The following is a 23380-nucleotide window of genomic DNA, read 5'->3' on the forward strand; positions in this document are numbered from 1 at the left end:
GAAGATATTCGGGAGAAGATAATGCTCAAGGATTTTCAGCTGACGGGTAAGAGTGCTGTCATTACTGGCGGTGCCAAAGGTATAGGACGGGCTATCGCCGAACTTTTTGTCGAGGCCGGTGCCAATGTTATCATCACCGACCGAGATGAGGCTGCGGGTAAGATAGCTGTCGCAGAACTCAACGCCCGGAGAGCCTCGTCAGCGCAATTATATGTGCTCGATGTAACGGACAAGAATGCTGCCGAACGGGTGGCAGAGGCAATTTCCAACGAGATTGGCGTGCCGGATATTCTTGTCAACAATGCCGGTATTGTTCGAAATGCCGCCGCCAGCGATGTGACCGAAGATGATTGGCGGGCGGTGATCGACGTCAATCTCAATGGCGTTTTCTACTGCGCACAGGCATTCGGAAAGCGCATGGCTGCGGCGGGTCGGGGCGCAATCGTCAACATCTCGTCGATGTGCGGGGAGATTGTCGTCTATCCTCAGCCGCAGGTGGCCTACAACGCTGCAAAAGCGGGTGTCAATCTCATTACCAAGTCACTGGCTGTTGAATGGGCCAAGCTAGGCGTGCGCGTAAATGCGGTCGCGCCCGGTTACACCGCAACCGAACTGACGCTTGCGGGACGCAGCAACGGAGAATGGTTTTCGACCTGGCTCGCCATGACGCCCCAAGGGCGGCTCGGTGAACCGCGTGAGATTGCCAATGCCGTTTTGTTTCTTGCATCCGATGCAGCAAGCTTCGTGACAGGCACAGTGCTGACAGTCGACGGCGGCTATACGGCTCTTTGATTTCTGGGATTTCTGGAGGATGAAATGACTGAACAGGCAAAAATAGCACTCGTCACAGGTGCCAGCCGTGGAATTGGACGTGCAATCGCTATTGGTATGGCCAAACGCGGCTTTGATGTAGCCATCAACGATATCGAACGCCAGAAGGATGCTTTACAGGATGTGGCGAAGGAAATTGAAGCAGCCGGTTGCCGCGCTTTGACCGTCTATGCGGATGTCAGCTGCAAAACCGACGTTGAAGCGATGGTGCAAAAGACCGTCGATACTTTTGGTCGTATCGATGCTGTCGTCAACAATGCAGGTATTCTGATTGCCAGCGACGTCGAACATCTCAAGGAAGAACATTGGGACAGTGTTCTTGATGTAAATGCCAAGGGTACATTTCTGGTCGTCCAGGCCGTGTTGCCTCACATGAAAAAGCAGAAATACGGTCGCATCGTGAATATTGCCTCTATCGGTGGCAAGCATGGTGCACCAGAACAGGCGCATTATTCTGCATCAAAAGCTGCGGTCATGGGGTTCACACGCGTATTGGCACAGGAAGTGGGGACTTTCGGTATTACCGCAAACTGCGTCTGCCCCGGCATCATTTTAACTGACATGGGTCGCGTCAATCTTGACGATGTCGCAATACGCGAGGCCTGGCAGGAAAAGACCGCCATGCGGCGGATTGGCGACCCTGAAGACGTGATTGGGCCGGTTGTGTTCCTTGCTTCTGATGACGCAGCTTTCGTGACCGGCCAGAGCCTCAATGTCGATGGCGGTATCGTGCTAAGCTGATCATAGTAGTTTTACAACCACGACAAAACGGCCCGCAGTGATACTGGCGGGCCGTTTTCATTTGCGATGCGTTTCACAAAACATCGAATAACCTCTTCTGTTTTGCATTAGCCACTTCAAATCTCACTCATTGAGAGATAAATTGTCATGGGTGGCTTCCTGTTAAATTAGGACAATCGATGGCTTGTAATGATCTTGTGACCTTCGATGTGTGGCAACCTGCGCTGGAGATGCGAAAGGGAACCACCAAACATCGGCTTCTGACTGAAAAGATCGTTGAGGATATTGAGAAGGGTGTCCTGAAACCTGAGACGCGTATGCCAACGCATCGTGATCTCGCGCACAAGCTCGGGCTTTCGGTGCAGACGGTCAGTATCAGCTACAAAGAAGCCGAGCGGCGCGGCTATCTGCGTGGCGAAGTCGGCCGGGGAACTTATGTCTGCAATCGCGTGACGGAGCGGGCGGACCGGTTCATGCTTGATCGGGATCCCAGCGGAACCGCGGATCTGTCGATCATTCGCGCCGTCTATACGGAAGCCCACGAGAATGCCTCGCGTCGCTTGCTGGAGGAAATGAGCCAGTCGGACAATGCAAGCTTCATGCGTCCGTGTCGTCCAATTGCTGGGCTGGACCGGCATCGTGCTGCCGCACGGGACTGGTTGCGTGGCCTGTCCGTTGATGTTGATCCGGGTCGCATCATTATTACGAATGGTGCAGCGCATGGACTTTTTCTTGCGGTTGCTGCTGTCGTTCAGCCGGGAGAGGTAGTGCTTACGGAAAGCCTGACCGATCATGGCATCATCGGTCTTGCCAATGTACTTGGCTTCACGCTGCGTGCGCTGCCGACGGATAGAGAAGGCATATTGCCCGATGCCTTTGAAACTGCGTGTAAGGCGGGAGATGTAAGAGCACTGGTGCTCATCCCGACGCTTGGCAATCCGACCAGTCATTTAATGGGAGTCGAAAGGCGCATTGCTGTCGCGGACATTGCGCGGCGATATGGCGTTTGTGTCATTGAGGATGAAGTCTACAAGCCGATCCTCGAAGAGCCTCTGCCGTCAATGCCGGAACTGCTGCCGGAGCTGGGTTTCTTCGTCACAAGCTTCACCAAGACAGTCATGACCGGCTTGCGGACAGGCTATCTTGTGGTGCCAGCGCATTATTCTATTCGCGTGACGTCGATTTTGCGCGTCACGAGCTGGAGCGGCGTTAATCTCGTTGCAGAGATGGCCAGCCGCTGGATCGAGGACGGAACGGCGACAGAGCTTCTGGATATTCAGCGCAGCGAACTGCGTTCAAGGCAGACATTGGTAGCCGATATTCTTGAGCCTCACATTGCAGGCAGCAATCCGCTGTCGCTTTGTGCCTGGTTGAAAATCCCGCGCAACTGGTCGGAGGATGGTCTGGTTCGTGCTCTGGCAAGCAAAGGTGTTGCTGTCACACCTTCTGATCCATTCGTGGCGGGTGGTGAGCGGGGAGATGGCGGCATCCGCATCTGCCTCGGCGGGAGGCTTTCGCGATCTGCCTTGCAGACAGCTCTTGAAACTATTCGCGAAACCTTCGCGCAACTGCCGCCAGTCTATGACGTCAGTTCTATAGCCTGAGCGCTATAGAACTGATTGCAGAAATTCTTTCGTCCGCTCTTCGGTCGGAGACTGGAATATCTGTTCGGGCGTGCCCTGCTCGCAGATGCGTCCTTTGTCGAAAAAACAAACACGATCAGACACTTCACGTGCAAAGCGCATCTCATGGGTGACGAGGAGCATTGTCAGATCATGTTCTTGTGCGAGACTGCGAATGACCGCCAGAACTTCGCCGACAAGCTGCGGATCAAGTGCCGATGTGGGCTCGTCAAAGAGTAGAACACGCGGACGCATAGCCAATGAACGCGCAATCGCAACGCGCTGCTGCTGGCCGCCGGAAAGCTGTGAAGGGTAGTGATCTTTCTTGTCTGTCAGGCCGACAAGAGCAAGAAGATCGAGTGCGCGCGCCTCGGCTTCGTCCCGCTTCATACCGAGAACGTGAACCGGCGCTTCGATGATATTGCGCAGCACAGACATGTGCGGAAACAGATTGAAGCTCTGGAACACCATGCCGACATGCGCTCTGATTTTACGCAAGTGGGCTTCGCTCGCTTGAAACTGTCCTTTGCCGTTCGGCTCATGATAGGACATGTCTGCGAGTTCGAGCGTCCCTTCCTGAAATGGCTCCAGCGTCATGAGAATGCGGAGCACGGTCGATTTTCCCGATCCTGATGGACCGATCAGCGTTACTTTCTCGCCCGTCTTGACCGAGAAATTGAATTGATCCAGCACAGTCAGTGCGCCGAAACGCTTGGATACGTCCTGAAAGCGGATAATTTCCTGGGTCATTTGAGAGCGATCCCGTTCTTTGGAAGTGTGCGTTCGAGCAGTCGAATGCCTGCCGAGCAGATAAGTGTCAGGATGAGGAAGATCAGGCCGACCATCGATAGTGGCACCAGATATTCGAAGGTGCGGTCGCCGATCAGATTGGCGAGGTTCAGCATGTCGACGATACTGACGACAGACAGAACCGGGGTCTCCTTCAGCATCGAGACAAGGTAGTTGCCCATAGCCGGGATGATCCGGGGTATGGCTTGCGGAATGACGATATCGCGATAGGTGCGCCATGGTGTGAGGTTCAGCGCACGTGCCGCTTCCCACTGTCCGCGCGGAATGGCCTCTATACCTCCGCGATAAACCTCCGACGTATAGGCCGAATATTGAAGGCCAAGCGCCAGAGCGCCGGTCAGGAATGCGGGCAGTACGATGCCGTAGACGGGCAAGACGTAATACAGGAAAAACAACTGCACCAGCAGCGGCGTATCGCGCAGAAATTCCACAACGACCACCGTTGGCCAGGAAATGATCTTGTACGGGCTGCGGCGCAAAAGCGCGAAAACGAGGCCGAGCACCAGCGCAATCGCGAAGCCGGTGGCTGCGGCCTTGAGGGTTACTGTGAGGCCAATTCCCAGAATTGGCAGAATGGAAATCGCAAAAGAAAGCGTGGACGAGGTGTCCCATGCATAGCCGTAGATCATGCGAAACCTCCTGCCATTGTCTGGCGTTTCAGTCGTCGCTCAAGCCAGCGAATAGCGGAAGCGAGCACCAGAGCCATTGCAAAATAACCGAGTAGTGTCAGCGAATAGATCGTCACATTGTCGAGCGTCAGATTGCGCAAACGCTGGGCCTGGAAGGTCAGATCGCTGATGGCGATAAGCGAGGCGAGTGCTGTATCTTTCAGATTATGAATGGCCAGATTGCCGAAAGCCGGCATCATCTCGACGACGGCCTGTGGCAGGACGATATGAAACAATGTGTGGCCTCTGCTGAAGTTGAGGGCTCTTGCGGCTTCGTGCTGTGCTTCGGGAACAGACTTCAACGCGCCGCGCACCACCTCCGCACCATAGGCACCTATATTGAGACCAAGCCCCATGATGCCGGTCGTGAGTGGGTCGAACGAAATGCCGATCAGTGGCAGGGCGTAATAAAGCCAGAACAATTGCACGAGCAGTGAAGTACCCCGGAATATCTCGATATAGATCACCGCAATCGTGGAAAGGATGGGTCCACCCGCAAAACGGGCAATGCCGGCTGCGAACGCCAGCAGAGTGCCGATAGCCATCGAACTGAGGGCAAGAACGACGGTGATTTGTGCGCCTTTGAAAAGGGCGGGAAGATACTCCGTCCAGTGCATATGGTCTTCTCCCGATAGAGATGAGACAAGGCCCGCCGAACCAATCATCATGGCACGGCGGGCGACAAAAGCGTTACTTTGCGTTGCAGAGGGTGGCCGTATCGACAGTCCGAGCCGCCTCTACGCTCTCTTCGCTAAGCCCGTAAGTCATCAGGATTTTGGCGTAGTCATCAGTTTTCTTGAACTCGATGAGTTCCTTATTGAAGGCGTCGTAGAATTCCTTGTCCTCCGGACGGAAGCTGAAAGCGCCGAAACTGCGTGCAGCTTTGCCATCCACAACCGGGTCGGTAAACGGATGTGCCTGCTCCAGTTCCGGGGAATTCGCAACAAGGTTCGCCACCGTCAATTCGGTTGCCGCATAAGCATCGGCACGACCGGCCTGTACCGTGGATGGAGCGTCAGCATTGCCCTGAATCATGACGATTTGCGATTCATCGATACCCATGCCATGCAGGAAGTCGATTTGATCCGCGCCTGAAACGATAGCAACTTTCAGGGAAGGATCCTTCTTGATGTCTTCATAGGAATGGATTTTCTTCGGGTTGCCTTTGGGCACCAGAAGACCTTCACCATAGCTGGAATTAGCAACGGTGAACTGCACCTGCTTGCAACGATCCGGCAGAATGTTCTGCTCGGCGGCGACAAACTCAAAGCGCTTGGCCTTCAATCCGGGAATAAGTGAGCCGAATGGTGTGACGGTCCAGTCGACTTCCTCAATTCCGAGTTTCTTGAAGATTGCTGCGGCAACATCCGGACCGATGCCTTTGGCTGCACCACTCGCGTCCATATAACCATAAGGCATTTCGTTAGCGGTTGCTCCTCGCACAAAGCCCGCGCTTTTCAGATCGTCAATGGTGACGGCCTGTGACGGCATTGTAAGAGCTGCAAATGCTGCCGCGGAAAGCAGAGCGGAAATCGTATGAAGTTTCATGCGCATGGTGTTCACTCCTCTTTATGGATGCCGGTTGTTTTTGTTCCGGCTTTTCAATTGGTCAGTACTGATTGATTTGAGACGAAGATGGCTCCTCGCTGATCGTGGCGATGACCGAAAGGCAATCGCCCATCTTGATGAGACCCGGAAAGTGCCGTGCCGCGAGTATTCCATCGAGTGCGGCGCGATACTCTTGCGGAGCCAAGCCGGTGCGCGCCACATTATGAACGCGGGCAATGAGGTCGCCTTTGCGTACTTCTGCGCCGAGATCAACCAAAGGTTCAAGCAAACCTTCGGTATCGGCAAAGCCGAAGCATTCCTGTGACGGCATATCGAGCCATGTGGTGGGCGAAAGCTCGACTTCACCATGCAGAATGCCTGCATGGCGCAAAAGGTTGCGAATGCCGCGTTTGGCGATTGCTGCCGACCGTGCCGAAATCGTGCCGCCGCCTGAAAGCTCGGTCGTCACAAAGACTTTGCCTGCTTCTTCAGCGGTTGTATCGTACATGCCTACTGCATCGATCTCGATCATCCGCATGGAGAAAGGAGCCGAAAAGGCTTTGACGGCAGCAAAGCATTGGGCTTCCTGAGTTGCATCGGGCAGGGCGTGCGCGGCGGCATAGGGCAGGAAGTCGAGTGTTCGTCCGCCGGAATGAAAGTCCACGACGATATCGGCTGTGGGCAGCAGATAGCGGGTGAAATAATCGGCGATCTTTTCCGTGACGGTGCCATTCGGGCGGCCGGGGAAACTACGATTGAGATTGCCTTTATCTATCGGCGATGTGCGCGTTCCGGCCATGAAGGCCGGGAAATTCATTGCAGGAACAATAATAACGCGTCCGTTGATCTCAGCCGGTTTCAGATTGGCGGCGAGATCGTAGAGGGCAACCGGTCCTTCATATTCATCGCCGTGATTGCCACCCGTAAGAAGGGCTGTGGGTCCATCGCCATTACGAATGACGCAGATGGGCAGCATCAGCGAGCCCCAGGCGGAATCGTCTCGCGACCACGGTAACCGCAAATGACCATGCTGCACGCCGTCGCGGTTAAGATCGACGGTTGGCGTGATTGGGGAGGGGCGGGAAGGGGGCGAGCTATGCATCATCGCAGCGTCCTAATCCTTGACCACGAGTTTGCGCGGCACATTCGACAGGCATTCGACACCCGTTTCGGTGATCACGATGCTCTCGGTAATCTCGAGCCCCATGGTTTCCAGCCAGAGACCTGTCATGAAATGAAAGGTCATGCCGGGCTGCAATTCCGTGCGGTCGCCGGGACGCAGGCTCATTGTGCGTTCGCCCCAGTCCGGCGGATAGGACAGGCCGATGGAATAGCCGGTGCGGTTGTCCTTGATGATCCCGTATTTCTTCAAAACAGCGAAGAAGCCGTTGGCGATATCCTCGCAGGTGTTGCCGGGACGAGCAGCAGCAAGTCCCGCTTCCATACCTTCTAGTGTTGCCTTTTCTGCCTCAAGAAAGGCTTGTGTCGGCTTGCCGAGAAATACGGTGCGCGACAGTGGGCAATGATAGCGCTTGTAGCAACCGGCAATCTCGAAGAACGTGCCTTCGCCGGTTTTCATTGGAAGATCGTTCCAGGTGAGATGCGGGGCGGAAGCGTCGGGTCCGGAAGGCAGCAACGGCACGATTGCCGGATAATCACCTCCGAAATCGTCAACGCCGCGCGTACCTGCATCGTAGATTTCAGCAACCAGATCGCATTTGCGCATACCCGGCTCGATCTTGTCGACGATGCGCCGATGCATGGCTTCCACGATGCGGCCGGCCTTGCGCATATAGTCGATTTCGGTAGCGCTTTTCACCGCGCGCTGCCAGTTGACAAGCCCCTGCGCATCTTTGAAACGTGCGTTGGGCAGATGCTTCTGCAGGGCATGATGTGCTGCAGCCGTGTACCAGTAATTATCGAACTCCACAGCTATCGTCTTGTTGCCCCAACCCTTTTCCTCAAGGATCGAAGCCAAAAGATCCATCGGGTGGCGTTCCAGCGATTGCACGTAATGGTCAGGATAGCCGATGATATTGTCATGGCTTATCCATGCGGTACGTTTCGCACCGTTGCCATCCTGACCGCGACCATACCAGATCGGTTCGCCTTCCATCGAAAGCACAACGCATTGATGGACATAGAAGGACCAGCCATCATAACCGGTAAGCCAGTGCATGTTGGATGGATCGGTGACGATGATAACATCGAAGCCTGCCTTCTCCATGGCGCGACGGGTTTTGGCTATCCGCTGATCATATTCCGTGCGGGTGAAGTTGAGTTCCACACTCATCGACTGGCTCCTGCAGTTTTGGTTGAATCGATTTTCGTGCCTGCGTCGCGCAGGCTGGCGCGCTCCGTCGCAAGGCGAGCAATTGCGGTGTCCTGAACACCGGTGCCTGTTAGATCGCAGAAGGTTATATCCTCTGGTTGCCGCTGGAATTTCGCCTTATTGAGAACGATTTGGCCAAGCTCTGGAAAGACAGTATCCGCTGCAACAATCCCAGCCGAAATTGCATGATGCAGTTCGCCAAGCCTGCGCGTTTGGGAGAGGCTGTCAGCGACATAGATGATTGATCGCTGGAAAAGGGCGGGGTCGATCTCGTTCTTATGTTCGGCATCCGAGCCCATCGCAGTGATATGCTGGCCGGGAGTAAGCCATTCAGCCTTTATGAGCGGTGTTTCCGATGGCGTTGTCGTGACGATAATGTCAGTGCCGTCGCAAGCTTCCTTAGCATCTGCGATTGCCGTCACCGGTATTCCGAGCTTTTCGGTAAAGTTCCGCGCGGCTTTTTGTGCGCTATCGAAGTTGCGTGCCCAAATCCGCGCCTCGGTGATGGGGCGAACGAGCGTCAGCGCTTCAAGCTGCATTTCTGCCTGCATGCCCGCACCGAAGATGGCGGCTAGATGGGCGTCCTTTCGTGCCAGATATTTTGCGGCGACAGCACCGGCAGCCGCTGTACGCACATCGGTCAGATAGCCATTATCCAGCAGCAACGCTTCAATAAGCCCGGTCTTGGCCGAGAACTGGATCATCAGTCCGTTGGTAGAAGGCAGGCCGATGGAAGGATTATTGAAGAAGCCCGGACTTACCTTAATGGCAAAGCTGTCTAATCCGGGAATATAGGCCGTTTTCACATCGACTTCGCCACGTTCTGCAGGGATATCCAACCGAAGAATGGGCGGCATGCTGACACCGCCACTGGCGAGTGCCCTGAAAGCATCCTCCACGCATGCTACGCTTTCAACGTCGAGGGCTATGATCTGTCGTAGATCAGCTTCGGTCAGAATTCTCATTTCAGCCATCAGCCTGCCCTCCGATAGCGGTTTTCCATAATTGCGCGATGCTGTTCGGGATCGACATTGCCGCCCGAAATGATGATGGCAGTTGCTCCCGTTGGCTTTATTTTTCCAGCAAGCAAGGCGGCAATACCGACGGCCGCAGCTCCTTCGATGACTTCGCCTTCCTGTGTTGCGGCATGTCTGATCCCCGCTGCGATCTCCTCTTCATCGAGCAGGATCACATCATCAAGCAGCGAGCGACACAGCTCAAAAGTCCAGCGATTGTCGAGCCCGATACCACCGCCGAGGGAGTCTGCCAGCGTGTCCAATTCCTCAACATTGACTGGTTTGCCCGCTTCGAGGCTCGCCTGCATAGCCGCACCGCGTTTCATGGAAATTCCAATTACCCGCGCTTGCGGAAGCTTTGCTTTCACTGCCGCAGCCACTCCGGCGGCAAGGCCGCCACCAGAAAGCGGAACAAGCACTGTACCCAGTTCGGGGAGGTCTTCGACAATTTCCAATCCCACAGTTCCCTGTCCGGCAATAATGCGCGGATCGTCGAATGGTGGGATGGCATTCATGCTTTCATCACGCACAAGTCGCATGACTTCTTCCATCGCGTCGTCCTGGGATTTGCCGATGATGCGCACATCAGCACCAAGTGCACGGATGGCCTCGACCTTATTGCGCGGTACAAGCGATGAAAGGCAGATCGTGGCGGTCAACCCTTGCGTGGACGCCGCATGAGCCAATGCGCGCCCATGATTTCCGGTAGAGGCTGTGACAAGCCCCCGCTCGCGTTCATTCCCGGACAGGCTGAGAACAGCATTTGTTGCACCACGAAGCTTGAAACTACCCGTTGGTTGTCGGTTTTCAAGCTTGAGAAAAACCGGCACGCCTGATTGCGCGCTGAGACTTTCGGAGTGGATCAGCGGCGTTCTTTCGACATGACCATTCAGCCTGTCCTGGGCTCGCTCTATTTCGTTGAGACTGATCATTTGCGACACACTTCCCGACATCCGCACTGCCGTTCAAAGCGGCGTGACAATAGGGAGCGCTGCACCAAGCAAAGCACTTCTTCGCTGCAGGTGAGCAAATTGAGGGCGCAATAAAGCACCATATGCGAAACCATAAGGCCGCATTCTCGTTCCCCATTTATTTGATTTTTCTTCTTGGCTATATGTGTGAAAGACCAATTACATCATGTCAATAATTATATTGGATCATTACAATATTGCTCTGAAGTGACTTTTTACTGACGCAGGCTTGCCTGCGATATGCGACCATGCCAATGAGAATGGCCTTGAAACGCAAATACTCACTTACATTGGACCGTTATAATGAAATCCGCCCTCAAGCTTGATGCTGTTGATCTTCGTATTCTGGAAGCGGTGCAGCAGAATGCGCGGATCACCAAGCTCGCGCTTGCAGAGCAGGTGGGTTTGTCACCGACACCGTGCTGGCTACGACTGCGCAAGCTGGAAGAGGCGGGCATTGTAACGGGCTACCACGCACGCATCGCCTATCGCAAAATCGCCCCCATTGCGCATGTCATGGTTCAGATCACGCTCGGCAATCACCGCCAGAGCGATTTTGACCGCTTTGAGCGCGCAATCGCTGTCATTCCCGAGATTGTCTCGTGCTGGTCTGTCGGTGGAGGCATCGATTATTTTCTGATGATCATGGCCCGCGATATAGATAGCTATCAGCGTCTGATTGACCGCCTGTTGGATCAGAATATCGGAATCGAACGCTATTTCACGTACATCGTGACGAAACTTGTCAAAGATGAGCGGACTGGAACACCTTTGTCGATCCTCGCGGACAACGTGGAATAGTCCAAACGATCTGTTTGATCGCTGAAGTTTAGCCCAATCCTGCTGTTCTTCGTTATGCCTTTGGTCCGAATAAAGGCCCAGCCTGTGAGATGTTTCTTCCAGAATTGGGAGAAGCACAATGAATGCCGTTTTGGATCATCCGATACAACATGACGGGCTTAACAGGCTTCGGGACAAACACCTTTTTCGCGAACTTGGCTATATCGATGGGCGCTGGGTTGCGGGAGAGAAGGCTGAAACTTTTGCCGTTGTCGACCCGGCAACCGGGCGACGGCTGGCACGCGTCGCAAGTCTAAGCGAAGCCCAAACAACGCTTGCGATAGATGCAGCTGAGAAAGCCTTTCCTGAGTGGCGCAACAAACTGCCCCAGGAACGAGCCGCAATTTTGCGACGCTGGTATGAGCTTGTTCTGGCGAACCGCGAAGATCTGGCATTGCTGATGACGCTGGAGCAAGGCAAGCCGTTGGATGAATCGCGCGGCGAGATTGACTATGGCGCAGCTTTCATTGAATGGTTCGCAGAAGAGGCTAAGCGCCTCAACGGAGAGACCATCATAAGCCATCTGCCCAATGCCGAGATGATGGTGCGCCGTGAGGCGCTGGGTGTCGTAGCACTTGTGACGCCGTGGAATTTCCCGCATGCCATGATCACCCGTAAAGCGGCAGCAGCGATTGCTGCAGGCTGTCCGGTGGTGGTGCATCCGTCGTCGGAGACTCCACTTTCAGCGCTCGCATTGGCAGAGCTTGCAGAACGCGCCGGCCTTCCGTCTGGGGTTTTCAACGTTGTGACGGGCAAGGCTGCGCCAATCGTCGATGTGTTGTGCCGCGACGAGCGTGTGCGGGCGCTGAGCTTCACCGGTTCGACCGAGATTGGCAAGCTGATTGCCACCAAATGTGCGGCAACAGTCAAACGTCTGGTCATGGAGCTTGGCGGGCATGCGCCATTGATTGTCTTCAACGATGCAGATGTTGACCGTGCGGCCGATGTGGCCATGGCTGCCAAGTTTGCAACTTCAGGGCAGGATTGTCTTGCTGCCAACCGTATCTTTGTCCAGCGCGATATCCTTCCAGCTTTCACGAGCGCTTTTGCTGCGCGCATATGGGGCCTCAAAACAGGCAACGGTCTTGATGCGGACGTCGAAATTGGTCCGATGATGCATAGCCGTGCGGTCGATAAAATTGAGGAACAGGTTCGCGACGCGGAAAAGCGCGGCGCTCGTATCGAAGTGGGTGGCAAGCGGATTGGTGATCAAACGCTTTTCTTCGAGCCGACATTGCTGACCAATGTGTCTGACGATGCGGCGATTATGCACGAAGAGACATTCGGGCCGGTAGCTGCCGTCACGGTTTTTGACGATGAGGACGAAGTCATCGCCCGCGCCAATGCCACACAATATGGTCTGGTTGCCTATGTCGTAACGGCGAATGGCGCTCGACAGCTCCGCATGGGGCGCGCACTCGAATATGGAATGGTAGCCATCAACCGCGCAAAAATTACCGGCGCGCCGATCCCCTTTGGCGGCTGGAAACAATCAGGGCTTGGCCACGAAGGCTCCCATCAGGGCATCGAAGCCTTCACCGAACTCAAATATCTCTGCATCGATACCGCCGCGTAAAAGCGTGGCGACAGGAAAGGAACATACCCATGTTGAACAATAGCAACGAACTGACCGCTTGGGATCGCGATCATTTCTTTCATCCGTCCACCCATATGGGAATGCATGCGCGAGGCGAAACGCCAACGCGCGTGATCGAAGGCGGCGAGGGTGTGTACATTGCCGACGTGAATGGCCGGAAGAGCCTTGATGCCTTTGCGGGTCTTTATTGTGTCAATGTTGGTTATGGCCGCACAGAAATTGCGGATGCAATTGCAGAACAGGCTCGGAAGCTCGCTTATTACCATGCCTACGTCGGCCATGGCACCGAGGTGTCTATCACGCTTGCCAAGATGATCATCGATCGTGCACCCGAGCATATGAGCCGTGTCTATTTTGGTCTGTCCGGTTCGGATGCCAATGAAACCAACATTAAACTGATCTGGTACTACAACAATATTCTTGGCCGCCCGGAAAAGAAGAAGATCATTTCGCGCTGGCGCGGCTATCACGGTTCGGGCGTGATGACGGGAAGCATGACGGGGCTTGCGACCTTCCACAACGCCTTTGACCTGCCGCGTGCGCCTATCCTGCATACGGAATCGCCATACTATTTCCGTCGCGCGGACCGCTCGATGAGCGAAGAACAGTTCTCGCAACATTGTGCCGACAAGCTTGAGGAAATGATCCTTGCAGAAGGCCCGGAGACAATTGCAGCCTTCATTGGTGAACCTGTTCTGGGCACCGGCGGTATCGTTCCGCCACCAGCAGGCTACTGGCAGAAAATTCAGGCCGTTCTTGATCGCTACGATATTCTGCTTGTCGCCGATGAGGTCGTTACCGGCTTCGGCCGTCTTGGCAGCATGTTCGGTTCCGATCATTACGGTATGAAGCCGGACCTCATTACCATCGCCAAGGGATTGACCTCAGCCTATGCGCCATTGTCGGGTTCGATTGTTTCTGATCGCATGTGGCAGGTGTTGGTACAGGGATCTGACAAGATGGGTCCGATTGGTCATGGCTGGACCTATTCTGCCCATCCGATCTGCGCTGCCGCAGGCGTAGCCAATCTCAAGCTGATTGATGAATTGAACCTCGTCGAAAATGCGGGTTCCACCGGCGCTTATTTCCGCAAGGCACTGCAGGATGCTGTTGGTGGCCATAAGCACGTTGGGGAAGTGCGCGGCGAAGGTCTGATGGCTGCAATCGAATTCGTGGACGACCGCGACGACCGCAAGTTCTTCGACCCATCGCTAAAGATCGGCCCACAGGTTTCAACGGCACTTCTCGCCAACGGCGTTATCGCTCGCGCTATGCCTGAAGGCGATATTCTCGGATTTGCTCCACCGCTCTGTCTGACACGCGAAGAAGCCGATAAAATCGTCGATGCAACCAAGAAAGCAATTGCAACGGTATTTGCCTAATCTGATCTCTGTGAGCTTGCGATATCAGCCTTCACCATCTTATCGGGTGGTGAAGGTTTTCTTTTAAGGTTCAGAATTGTCGATTCATTGAACCCGTATGTCGATTGGTCCTAAAGCTATTGCTGATTTAAAGAAACACACGAGAAACTATTCGCTGATTTGAATATATTTCGGGGCGGCGAGGAATGACTGTTTTTGATTTTGGACAAGGCAACGCTTATGTCCTTACTCCGCACCATCGCGGACAAACAGGTTTTGCCAGGCAAGTAGAACTCAATATTCAAATCCGAAGACGAACGCTCAAAGCATCGACAGCGATGTCCGGTGTTCTTGCTGCTATAGCAGCCATGGCCGCTTTTTCTGGCCTCGCATTTTCAACTGCTCCAGTTCTGGCACAGCAAGTCTCAGGCCATGGTGGGGCCGGTGGACAACATGCAATCAGTCGCCCTCGGGCGGGGGGCTCCGGCGCCGCTGCCATCTCCTATTCAGGTGGTGGTGGCGGTGGCGGTGGCGGAAAAAACTCGACTTCTGCTTCTGAGGGGATTGGTGGAACTGGCGGAAGTGGCCCACATGCGCGAGGCGGGGGAGCAGGTGGCCGCTGGAACGAGCGTGGTAACGACGGCGCCAAAGGGGCGAATGGTGCAGCGAAGGGCTGGGTTTGGGCACCCGGTAACTTCGGCCATGATGGTGGAAGTGGCGGAGGCGGCGGAGGTGGTGGCGTTACGTCCCGGCTTGCTTCGCGTATGCTTTACGATATTTCCACCTCCATTACTGGTGGCAAGGGCGGCAGTGGTGGCAATGGTGCCATAGGTGGAATTGGGTACTCGGCAGCGATATACCCGTTTTCTGCATATTGGGATGGAACCGGTGGTGGCGGTGGTGCCGGTGGTGGTGGCGGCGGCGGCGGAGCCGCTCTTGCTTTCAGCTCTTCGAACCAGGGGCCAATGCCTGCCGGGCAAGTCGCGGCCAATATTTCAGCCAACATTACCGGTGGAGCAGGTGGTGATGGTGGTTACGGCGGCGACGGTGGTGCTGGTGAAACCAAAGCAAGCCTGAACAATGCCGTCGGCGGCGACGGCGGTTCTGGCGGCAATGGCGGCAACGGCGGCGCAGGCATTCTGGCGGACAACTTTGTCGCATCAATCTACCTAACTCCCGGGACCGCTGTTGCTGGTGGCAATGGCGGAAAGGGCGGTAACGGTGGCTGGGGCGGTAACAGCGATTATGCCTACAACTATAACCTTGGTAATGGCGGTAATGGTGGAGATGGCGGAGCCGGTGGAACGGGTGTTGTGTTGGGCGGACCAAACGCTGACCAAAGCCACATCATTCTGGGCGACGGTGCCAGCGTTAAAGGCGGACAAGGCGGAGAACGAGGTTTCCGGGGAGGTCCCGGGTCCGTTTACAAGGGTACAATGTCCCCAAGTAACGGTATAGCCGGTCATCAAGGAAATGGCGGTCAAGGCGTCTGGTTGAGTTCCGGGGAGAGACTTCGCGTCGAGGTGGGGACTGGCGCAGTTATTCAGGGGGGAGACGGAGCCTCCGGCGGGATTGGTATTGAAGGCTCTGCATCGCAGTCGTTCATAAGTGCTGCGGGCACCATATCGGGCGGACTTGGCTCGGATGAAACACGAGCAGCAGCGATTTCCATCAACGGCACGAAAAACGTGCTTCAGCTTCTCAATGGCTATCAGTTTGTCGGTGGCGTTAATCTTGGTACTGACGCCACGTTATCCTTGGCTGGCGTGGAGAATTCTACGTTCGATCTTTCTTCGGTGGGCATGCGGTTTCAAGGTTTTAGCCACTTCCTTAAGGATGATCAGAGTACATGGACGCTGAGTGGAAAAGCCAACACAAAATTCAAAGATGTTAGCGTCTCTGGTGGCGTTCTGACGCTTGGTCCTGACCAAACAGCACTGCAATCCGAAACTGGCCTTATCGATGGCGGTAAGGTCATTGTAACTGGCAACGGTGCTCCCAGCTCTGCAGACTGGTCCGTTGAACAATCTCTGGTCGTTGGCAATATCAAAGCGGGTGAGCTGGAGATTTCCAATGGTGGGGCGGTCAAGGTTGGCGGTGATTTGATCATAGGTAGCCAGAACTCAGCGTCAGGCACCGTAAATATCGCCGGTTCGCAATCAAGCCTGACCGTGGATGGCATGCTGGCTGTTGGTGATTCCGGCAATGGCACAATGATCGTTTCTAATGGTGCGCAAGTTCAGTCCGGTAAAGTGGCAATTGGGAGAAACACTGGTTCGACCGGATCCGTTCTTGTCACTGGTGCAGGCACGAAATGGGCGGCGCGGGACATCTATGTCAGTGGTGGTAATGCGGATAATGATGGTGGACATGGCTCGTTGACCATCGCCGATGGTGCGGTTGTTGGCTCGCCCGGCGGAATGATCGATGTCGGCGATAATGGCGCTTATGGCGTTCTGAATATTGGTGCGGCTGAAGGTGAAAGCGCTGCTGCTCCAGGCATCTTTGCCGGTCGCTATCTGATGCTTTCACCATTTACCGATACGGTTTTTAATCACAATGCGACTGACTACAGCTTTGATGCTTCAATATTGGGTTCTGCGAACCTCAAGTTTCTTTCAGGAAAGACAAAGCTGACAGGAGCCAGCTCGTCTTTCGACGGCAATGCGACCGTATCCAATAGCACTGTGGAAGTGGCCGAGAGAGCGAAACTGAATGGTACATGGACTGTCGATCATGGGGGGCGGCTGGAAGGATCGGGTCAGGTTGGTACGACGACCATAAATGCCGGGGCTGTTCTCGCACCAACGGGCACGCGTTCATTAACACTTAATGGGGGGCTTACCCTCAATGCGGGTGGCTCCATTTTACCCAGCGACGCGGCTTCGCTCATCGTGAACGGTAAGGCAACGTTCAACAGCGGCGGGCTTTATACTTACAATCTCGCTACAGGCGGTTCAGGGACGACGGCAACGACTGTTGTGAACGGTGACGTTGCGCTTAACGGGACGACGCTGAATGTAACGGGTACACCTGCGATCGGTTATCACCGCCTCATTTCATATACAGGCAGTCTGACACAAATGAATGGCGGACTGAATGTTGGAACAACGCCCGACACAACACCATTCGGCTTCAACTATACGGTTGATACAACACAGGCACGGGCCGTTGATCTTTTCGTCAATCCTCAAGGCTTGAACATTCTTCAGCTATGGGATGGTGGAACTCCGGGTAGCAACAATCAGAATGGTGTATGGAACAGCGCCAACCAGAACTGGTTAAACCCTGCTGGCGGTACTGCTGACACAACATGGGGCCACGGTTATGCCATTTTCCGTGGATTGGGTGGCACAGTCATGATTGATGGTGCGCAGTCAGCCGTTGGATTGCAGTTTGCGGGCGGTAATTTCAGAATTGAGGGTAATTCCGGCGCAACGCTCAATCTGACTGGCTATAGCGGATCTGGTATCAATATCGAAGTCCCGGAAATACGTGTCCTTGATAACGAAGGGGCACTGATAAGCGCATCGATTACCGGCACCTCGGGTCTGGAAAAAGCCGGAGATGGATTGCTGGTCCTTTGGGGAGATAACACGTATTCCGGTAACACTTATCTCAACGGCGGCATTCTTCAGATAGCGTCCATGCAAAATCTGGGGTCGGCAAACAACACGCTGAATATCAACAACGCTACCTTAAGAACCGCCGATAGTTTCGATCTGACACAAGCCGTAACTCTGGGTGGCGTGTCGACAATCAATGTTCTTCTCGATCAGGAAATGAAACTCACAGGCGGCGTTTCCGGCGACGGAATGCTGTTCAAGGATGGCGGCGGTACACTTCTGCTCAGTGGAGCAAATAACTGGTCGGGTGGTACATGGATCAATGATGGCACGTTACGTCTTGAAGCAAACAATCTCTCGGCGATCGCTTCGAACTCCGATTTCGTTCTTACAGGTGGACAGCTTGATCTGAATGGCAATGCATTGCAGATGCGCTCCTTGATCGGAACCGGTGGCGAAATCTCAATCGATGGGACGACACTGACAATTGCGCAGGACACCGGCACTATTTTTGCAGGTAGAATAACAGGTAACGACTTCAATAGTAATCTGGTCAAGAGCGGCAGCGGAATGCTCGTGCTTTCCGGGACCAATAGCTATTGGGGCAACACTACCATCAATGATGGATCGCTGGCTATTTTCGATGCGGCAAATCTTGGGATCAATTCCAGCGGCGCAGCACTTGAAATTCGCAATGCAGCACTCGTAACACTTGGCGATATAGGCCTTAATCGTCGTGTGAACCTGATCGGAACAGGAACAATTAATACACTGTTTGGAACGACGCTTGAATTGAGTGGCGCAATTTCCGGACCTGCGGGAACGTTGTATAAGGATGGCGCGGGACGGCTCATCATTTCCGGAAACGGAACCTATGCAGATGGTACGACAGTTGCGGGTGGTATTCTGCAGATTGGTGATGGCGGAACAACCGGTTCCATTATCGGCAACATTAGCAATGACAGTTTGCTGGCGTTCAACCGTTCAAATGCTTTTAGTTATGACGGATCGATATCCGGTGCGGGGACGTTGCTTCAGGCTGGAACCGGAACGACCGTTCTGACTGGTAATCACAGCTATACGGGCAATACATTCATCACAGATGGTACATTGCAGATTGGGAATGGCGGTGTAACGGGATCGATTGGCGGCTATGTGCTTAACAATGGCACGCTCGCATTCAACCGCAGCGATGACTACACTTTCTCAGGTTTGATTATTGGTACTGGTGCGCTGGTCCAGGCAGGCTCAGGCACTCTTATTCTGGATGCCGACAACTATTATACGAGCGGCACACGCATTGAGAGCGGGACCCTTCAGATCGGGAGCGGCGGTACGTCAGGCTGGATCACAGGCGATGTTATCAACAATGGGACACTGGTCTTTAGTCGTTCGGACGCGTTTGAATTTTCCGGCAGCATTAGCGGATCAGGTGGTTTTCAGCAGAAAGGTGAGGGCGCTGTCGTTCTAACGGGCGACAGCAGCTATACAGGTGCCACCGATGTTCTGTCAGGGCGGCTCGCAGTCAATGGCTCCATCAGTTCTTCGATGCTCACAACGGTCTATGAAGGTGCCGAACTCGGCGGCACCGGCACGGTAGGGCAGACATTCATCAATGGTGGTACGCTGGCACCGGGCAATTCCATAGGCACCCTCAATGTGGCTGGAGATTTGCGATTAACGGCGTCTTCTCTCTATGAGATTGAAGTCTCTCCTTCAGGTTCAGACCGCGTAAATGTTATGGGGCAGGCTGATTTGGGTGGCGCGACGGTACATGCTTCTTTCGATCCGGGTGCTTATGTGATGAAGCGCTATAACATTCTCAATGCAGAGGGTGGTTTGGCCGGGAGTACATTCGGCGAAGAGGTGACGACAAATCTGCCGGAGAATTTCGTCTCGCTCTTGCGATACGACGCCAGTAACGCCTTCCTCGATCTCGAAATGAATATCGGCGGCTTGAATGTGAACCAGCAGAACGTGTCGGCGGCGCTGGTCAACTACTTCGATGAGAACGGGCAAATCCCATTCGCATTTGGTGGGTTGGATGCCGACGGTCTGACTGCCGCTTCAGGTGAGTTGGCAACCGCGGCACAACAAACGACCATCGACGCCATGAGCCAGTTCATGAATACGCTCATGGATCCTCTGGTAACCGGTCGGGCGGGGCGTGTTACAAAAGCGCGAGCATCTGATGCGAACCTATTTGAGCACCGCTGGAGTGTATGGGGCGCAGGTTACGGCGGTTCACGCACAACGGATGGTGATGCGATCATTGGGTCGCATGACGCGCGTGGTCGTGTTTATGGTGTCGCTGTCGGTGCGGATTATCTCGTGTCACCCGATACAATTCTGGGCTTTGCCATCGCCGGTGGAGGCACCAAGTTCAGCCTCGCCGATGGCCTGGGCAGCGGCGACTCCGATCTGTTTCAGGTGGGCATTTATGGCAGGCATAATATCGGCAATGCCTATATTACCGGCGCGCTTGCCTATGGCTGGCAGAGTGTCGATACCGAGCGCATGGTTTCGTTCTACGAAACGGATCAGCTCAATGGCAGCTATAGTGCAAATTCATGGTCGGGGCGGCTTGAGGCAGGCTATCGTTTTGACACGCCCTGGCTGGGCATAACCCCTTATGCGGCAGGGCAGTTTGTAAGCTTTGACCTGCCATCCTATTCGGAAAAAGCCTATGCAGGCAGCGATACTTATGCGCTCAACTATTCGTCACAGCGCGAAACTGTAGGGCGTGGCGAACTTGGTCTGAGTTTCGACAAATCTCTTACACTCTCGGATGGCGTATTCACAACGCGCGGACGCCTTGCCTGGGCCCGCAACTTCAACAATGATCGTAACGTCTTTGCCGCGATCAATGCATTGCCGGGAGTGGGCTTTGTGGTCAATGGTGCTTCACAGCCAAAGGATGTCGGCCTTGCAAGTGTCTCGGCCGAGATGGCCTGGAATAATGGCTTGTCGCTGGGGGCTGCGTTTGACGCCGAGTTCTCCGGCGCCAGCACCAATTACGCGGGAAAGGGTGTGCTTCGCTACAAATGGTGAAAGCAGGTGCTTGGGTTATCGCGGCTCAAGCTCTGCAGCGAGTTCATGCACGCTCGCCCGAATGTCATTGAACATTCCGAAATTTACGCGGTTGGCGACAACGAAAATCCCAAGCTTGCGATTGGGTGAGAGAACCACATAGGTCATAAAACCACCAAGGCCGCCGCTTTTGCCCAAAAGCATCGGAACACCGTTGCGCGGCATGGTTACAACCCAGCCCAATCCCATGCCTTCTCCGCCGGTGACTTCGGTCCCGACGACACGTTCAAGCCCGTCATAGGGCAGCCACATCGTATGATCGAGGGTATGTGCTTCTTGCGTTGCAGCGGTGGGATTGAGATGCCATTGCATCCATTTCACCATGTCATCGGCCGTCGAATAGACGCCCGCACTGGCATACATAATGTCTGGAACGACATTATTCGGATCGTTCTTGTTGAACGGATCAAGCCCGGTCATCAATCGCTTTTTCTGCTCGTCGCTTAGTGTCGTGGTGGTATCGCTCATACCCGCAGGTTCGAATACCCGGCTCTTCAAGAGGTCAGCAAAGTTGCTTTTGCCCGCCTTGGCGAGTGCATCGCCCATCAGGCCATAACCGAAGTTTGAATAAAGCGTGGTCGTACCAGGCGCATAGGCTGGTGCGTTCGATCCGATCCACTTCCAGTAATAGTCGCGATCAAAGGCATCGAATGGATTGTCCGACGGTTTTGCACTGGGATCGGCAAGCTCACGCGGCAAGCCTGCCGAATGCGTTGCGAGATCGAGTAACGTTATCGGTCGGCCTGTTCGTTTAACGCTGACACCGTCAGGCGCATAGCGTTCAAGCGGATCGGTCAGTCTCACTGTACCATCGGCCACCAGAGAGGTGAGAACGTCAGTTGCGAAGACCTTCGAGATCGAGCCGAGGCGGAAAACTGATTTGCTGTTCGGTTCTGTGTCGTTGCCAGGCACTGTTTCCCCAAAACCTTGTACAATAGTTTCATCACCGCGGACGACAGCGATTGTCAGTGCTGGCGCACCGGAGCTCAGGAACAACGCCATGCCGGTCATGGAGACGGCATCTTTCAAAGCAAGGTCTTCTGCGCTCGCGTGTTGCCCCATCACCAAAGTCAGACCGCTGGCCATCAGCAAGGCACAAATAAAATGTGCAGGGCGAATTTCAGGCAACTGGCTCGAACGCATGTTGATCCCTTAGTGCTTGGTTTGGTGTGATTGTTCTGTTGTTGAGAGCATTGAGAACAAGTGTTGTACTGAGCAATGACAGAAGGATGAATCAACCAGCCGGTTGGATGAACGAACATGGGATTTGAGCAGCCGTATGTCGAGCTGCCTTACACGCCCAACCTTTCGCGCAAGGGTTTGCGATAAACGCGGGAAACCGGCCAGGATTGCTGTATGGCGCGCATTTTGATGAGCCATCTATCTGGCTTGCTTCGGTCTAAATCTGAAACATGCAGAGCATTGACAAAAGCTGTGCGATGGACGCGGAAGAAATGGCTTTCCGGCAATATGCTCATCCAGATGCCAAGGGCGCGTGAATCAAGCAGCATCGATCCGTCGTTCAGCCAGATCTCGCTATAATTTCCTGCAGAGCGTACACCGACAATTGCCTCTGGCGCTACGCCACGCACGACGCCACGTTTGCGAAGATAGACGAGCGGTGCGGTTTCTTCTCCCAGATTGATGGTTATCTGATTGTTGTTACTGCCATATTGGGCCTGAGCGATGAGATTTGCACATTGAAACATCGCCTTGATTTCGGCACCGGACCACTGGTGATATTCGCGCGTTGTGTCGAAGCCGATGATCCCGCGCAACCGCCCATCGTAAAACATTGGGATGCTTAGGATACTTTTATTGCCCTGACGGACGAACTCGACCTGTATAGCTCTGGCAGCACGCGGCAGGCTGTGCACATTGTTTACCGCTACGGCTTTTCCGGCAATTAAATATCGATGCAGCCAGCCGATAAGTGTTGTCGGAGCCTCTTGCAATTCTTCAAGGAAGGAAGTCGTACCGCCTCTGCACCATTCGTAGGTATTGCGAAAACGAAGCAAATCCTGGCCGTATTCGATTATCCATGCACGGTCTGAATTGGATGCTTTGCCGACAAAATCGAGATAATCGGAAATAGCGATATTGAGCGGATGTTTGAGCAAATCCATTGCGCAAATATATGGCCAATCCATCGATGGCTCATCTGCGCAGTCCTGTTCAGAGCAAATCTGATAGGCTTCAACGATATGGTCCAAACCCCACTCCGAAGTTTGTCTGAATTGGCTTTAGGCTGGATTTTAGTATCAGAACTCGCCGGAGAACTTGGGCATCTTGCCCAAGATGCCAGCGAAGGAACTAGGTTGATACTACCCATTTTTGATCTTCAAGCGCCAGAAAATAATACAAAGAACAGCAGATTTTCGCTGCTT

The 23380-nt window shown here is 54.2% G+C and carries 17 protein-coding genes; 7 read left to right on the top strand and 10 right to left on the bottom strand.

The features are described 5' to 3' along the window. Nucleotides 1-21: 21 nt before the first annotated feature. From C9380_RS12575 to ehuR, 3 genes are all read left to right on the top strand, one after another. Nucleotides 22-792, top strand: coding sequence for an SDR family NAD(P)-dependent oxidoreductase (locus C9380_RS12575; RefSeq protein WP_128093680.1), 771 nt, complete (start codon nt 22-24; stop codon nt 790-792). Nucleotides 793-816: 24 nt separating this feature from the next. Beyond that, nucleotides 817-1572 (top strand): SDR family NAD(P)-dependent oxidoreductase, encoded by a 756-nt coding sequence (locus C9380_RS12580; RefSeq protein ID WP_128093681.1) that lies wholly within the window; start codon nt 817-819, stop codon nt 1570-1572. A gap of 179 nt (nt 1573-1751) precedes the next feature. Then, nucleotides 1752-3176 (top strand): MocR-like ectoine utilization transcription factor EhuR, encoded by a 1425-nt coding sequence (gene ehuR / locus C9380_RS12585; RefSeq protein ID WP_164844655.1) that lies wholly within the window; start codon nt 1752-1754, stop codon nt 3174-3176. 3 nt (nt 3177-3179) lie between these two features. Here ehuR and ehuA read toward each other — a convergent pair whose 3' ends face one another. The 8 genes from ehuA to eutB form a co-directional block, all read right to left on the bottom strand. Next, nucleotides 3180-3944 carry an ectoine/hydroxyectoine ABC transporter ATP-binding protein EhuA gene (gene ehuA / locus C9380_RS12590; RefSeq protein ID WP_105534574.1) on the bottom strand — a complete coding sequence of 255 codons (765 nt, stop codon included), beginning with the start codon at nt 3942-3944 and terminating at the stop codon, nt 3180-3182. Then, nucleotides 3941-4633, bottom strand: a complete 693-nt coding sequence (ehuD, locus tag C9380_RS12595; RefSeq protein ID WP_100556760.1) for an ectoine/hydroxyectoine ABC transporter permease subunit EhuD — start codon at nt 4631-4633, stop codon at nt 3941-3943. Before ehuD ends, ehuA begins: the two co-directional genes overlap by 4 nt. Further along, nucleotides 4630-5289, bottom strand: a complete 660-nt coding sequence (ehuC, locus tag C9380_RS12600; RefSeq protein WP_100556761.1) for an ectoine/hydroxyectoine ABC transporter permease subunit EhuC — start codon at nt 5287-5289, stop codon at nt 4630-4632. The genes ehuD and ehuC overlap by 4 nt, the downstream gene beginning before the upstream one ends. Nucleotides 5290-5362: 73 nt before the next feature. Further along, on the bottom strand, nt 5363-6226 hold the full coding sequence (gene ehuB / locus C9380_RS12605) for an ectoine/hydroxyectoine ABC transporter substrate-binding protein EhuB (RefSeq protein ID WP_100556762.1): 864 nt from the start codon (nt 6224-6226) through the stop codon (nt 5363-5365). Between the two features lie 55 nt (nt 6227-6281). Then, entirely contained in the window at nt 6282-7325 is a 1044-nt protein-coding gene (gene doeB / locus C9380_RS12610; RefSeq protein WP_128093682.1) for a N(2)-acetyl-L-2,4-diaminobutanoate deacetylase DoeB, read from the bottom strand. 9 nt (nt 7326-7334) lie between these two features. Beyond that, entirely contained in the window at nt 7335-8513 is a 1179-nt protein-coding gene (gene doeA, locus C9380_RS12615) for an ectoine hydrolase DoeA (protein WP_128093683.1), read from the bottom strand. Continuing rightward, nucleotides 8510-9526 (bottom strand): cyclodeaminase, encoded by a 1017-nt coding sequence (locus C9380_RS12620; protein WP_128093684.1) that lies wholly within the window; start codon nt 9524-9526, stop codon nt 8510-8512. The genes doeA and C9380_RS12620 overlap by 4 nt, the downstream gene beginning before the upstream one ends. Then, a complete protein-coding gene (eutB, locus tag C9380_RS12625; protein WP_128094423.1) occupies nt 9526-10500 on the bottom strand; it encodes a hydroxyectoine utilization dehydratase EutB in 975 nt (324 codons plus the stop codon). Before eutB ends, C9380_RS12620 begins: the two co-directional genes overlap by 1 nt. Before the next feature lie 342 nt (nt 10501-10842). On the opposite strand from eutB, the gene C9380_RS12630 reads away from it, so the two are divergent. From C9380_RS12630 to C9380_RS28330, 4 genes are all read left to right on the top strand, one after another. After that, entirely contained in the window at nt 10843-11340 is a 498-nt protein-coding gene (locus C9380_RS12630; protein ID WP_128093685.1) for an Lrp/AsnC family transcriptional regulator, read from the top strand. Nucleotides 11341-11458: 118 nt separating this feature from the next. Further along, nucleotides 11459-12955, top strand: coding sequence for an NAD-dependent succinate-semialdehyde dehydrogenase (locus C9380_RS12635; RefSeq protein ID WP_128093686.1), 1497 nt, complete (start codon nt 11459-11461; stop codon nt 12953-12955). Nucleotides 12956-12984: 29 nt separating this feature from the next. Then, nucleotides 12985-14358, top strand: coding sequence for an aspartate aminotransferase family protein (locus tag C9380_RS12640; RefSeq protein WP_128093687.1), 1374 nt, complete (start codon nt 12985-12987; stop codon nt 14356-14358). 185 nt (nt 14359-14543) lie between these two features. Continuing rightward, nucleotides 14544-20954 (top strand): autotransporter-associated beta strand repeat-containing protein, encoded by a 6411-nt coding sequence (locus C9380_RS28330; RefSeq protein ID WP_282183934.1) that lies wholly within the window; start codon nt 14544-14546, stop codon nt 20952-20954. 15 nt (nt 20955-20969) lie between these two features. Here the strand turns inward: C9380_RS28330 and ampH are convergent, their stop codons facing one another. Then, nucleotides 20970-22136, bottom strand: coding sequence for a D-alanyl-D-alanine-carboxypeptidase/endopeptidase AmpH (gene ampH, locus C9380_RS12655; RefSeq protein ID WP_128093689.1), 1167 nt, complete (start codon nt 22134-22136; stop codon nt 20970-20972). Nucleotides 22137-22285: 149 nt separating this feature from the next. Beyond that, a complete protein-coding gene (locus tag C9380_RS12660) occupies nt 22286-23206 on the bottom strand; it encodes a GAF domain-containing DNA-binding protein (RefSeq protein ID WP_024896509.1) in 921 nt (306 codons plus the stop codon). Nucleotides 23207-23380 lie beyond the last annotated feature (174 nt).

This window comes from Brucella pituitosa (assembly GCF_003049685.1).
Taxonomy (GTDB): domain Bacteria; phylum Pseudomonadota; class Alphaproteobacteria; order Rhizobiales; family Rhizobiaceae; genus Brucella; species Brucella pituitosa.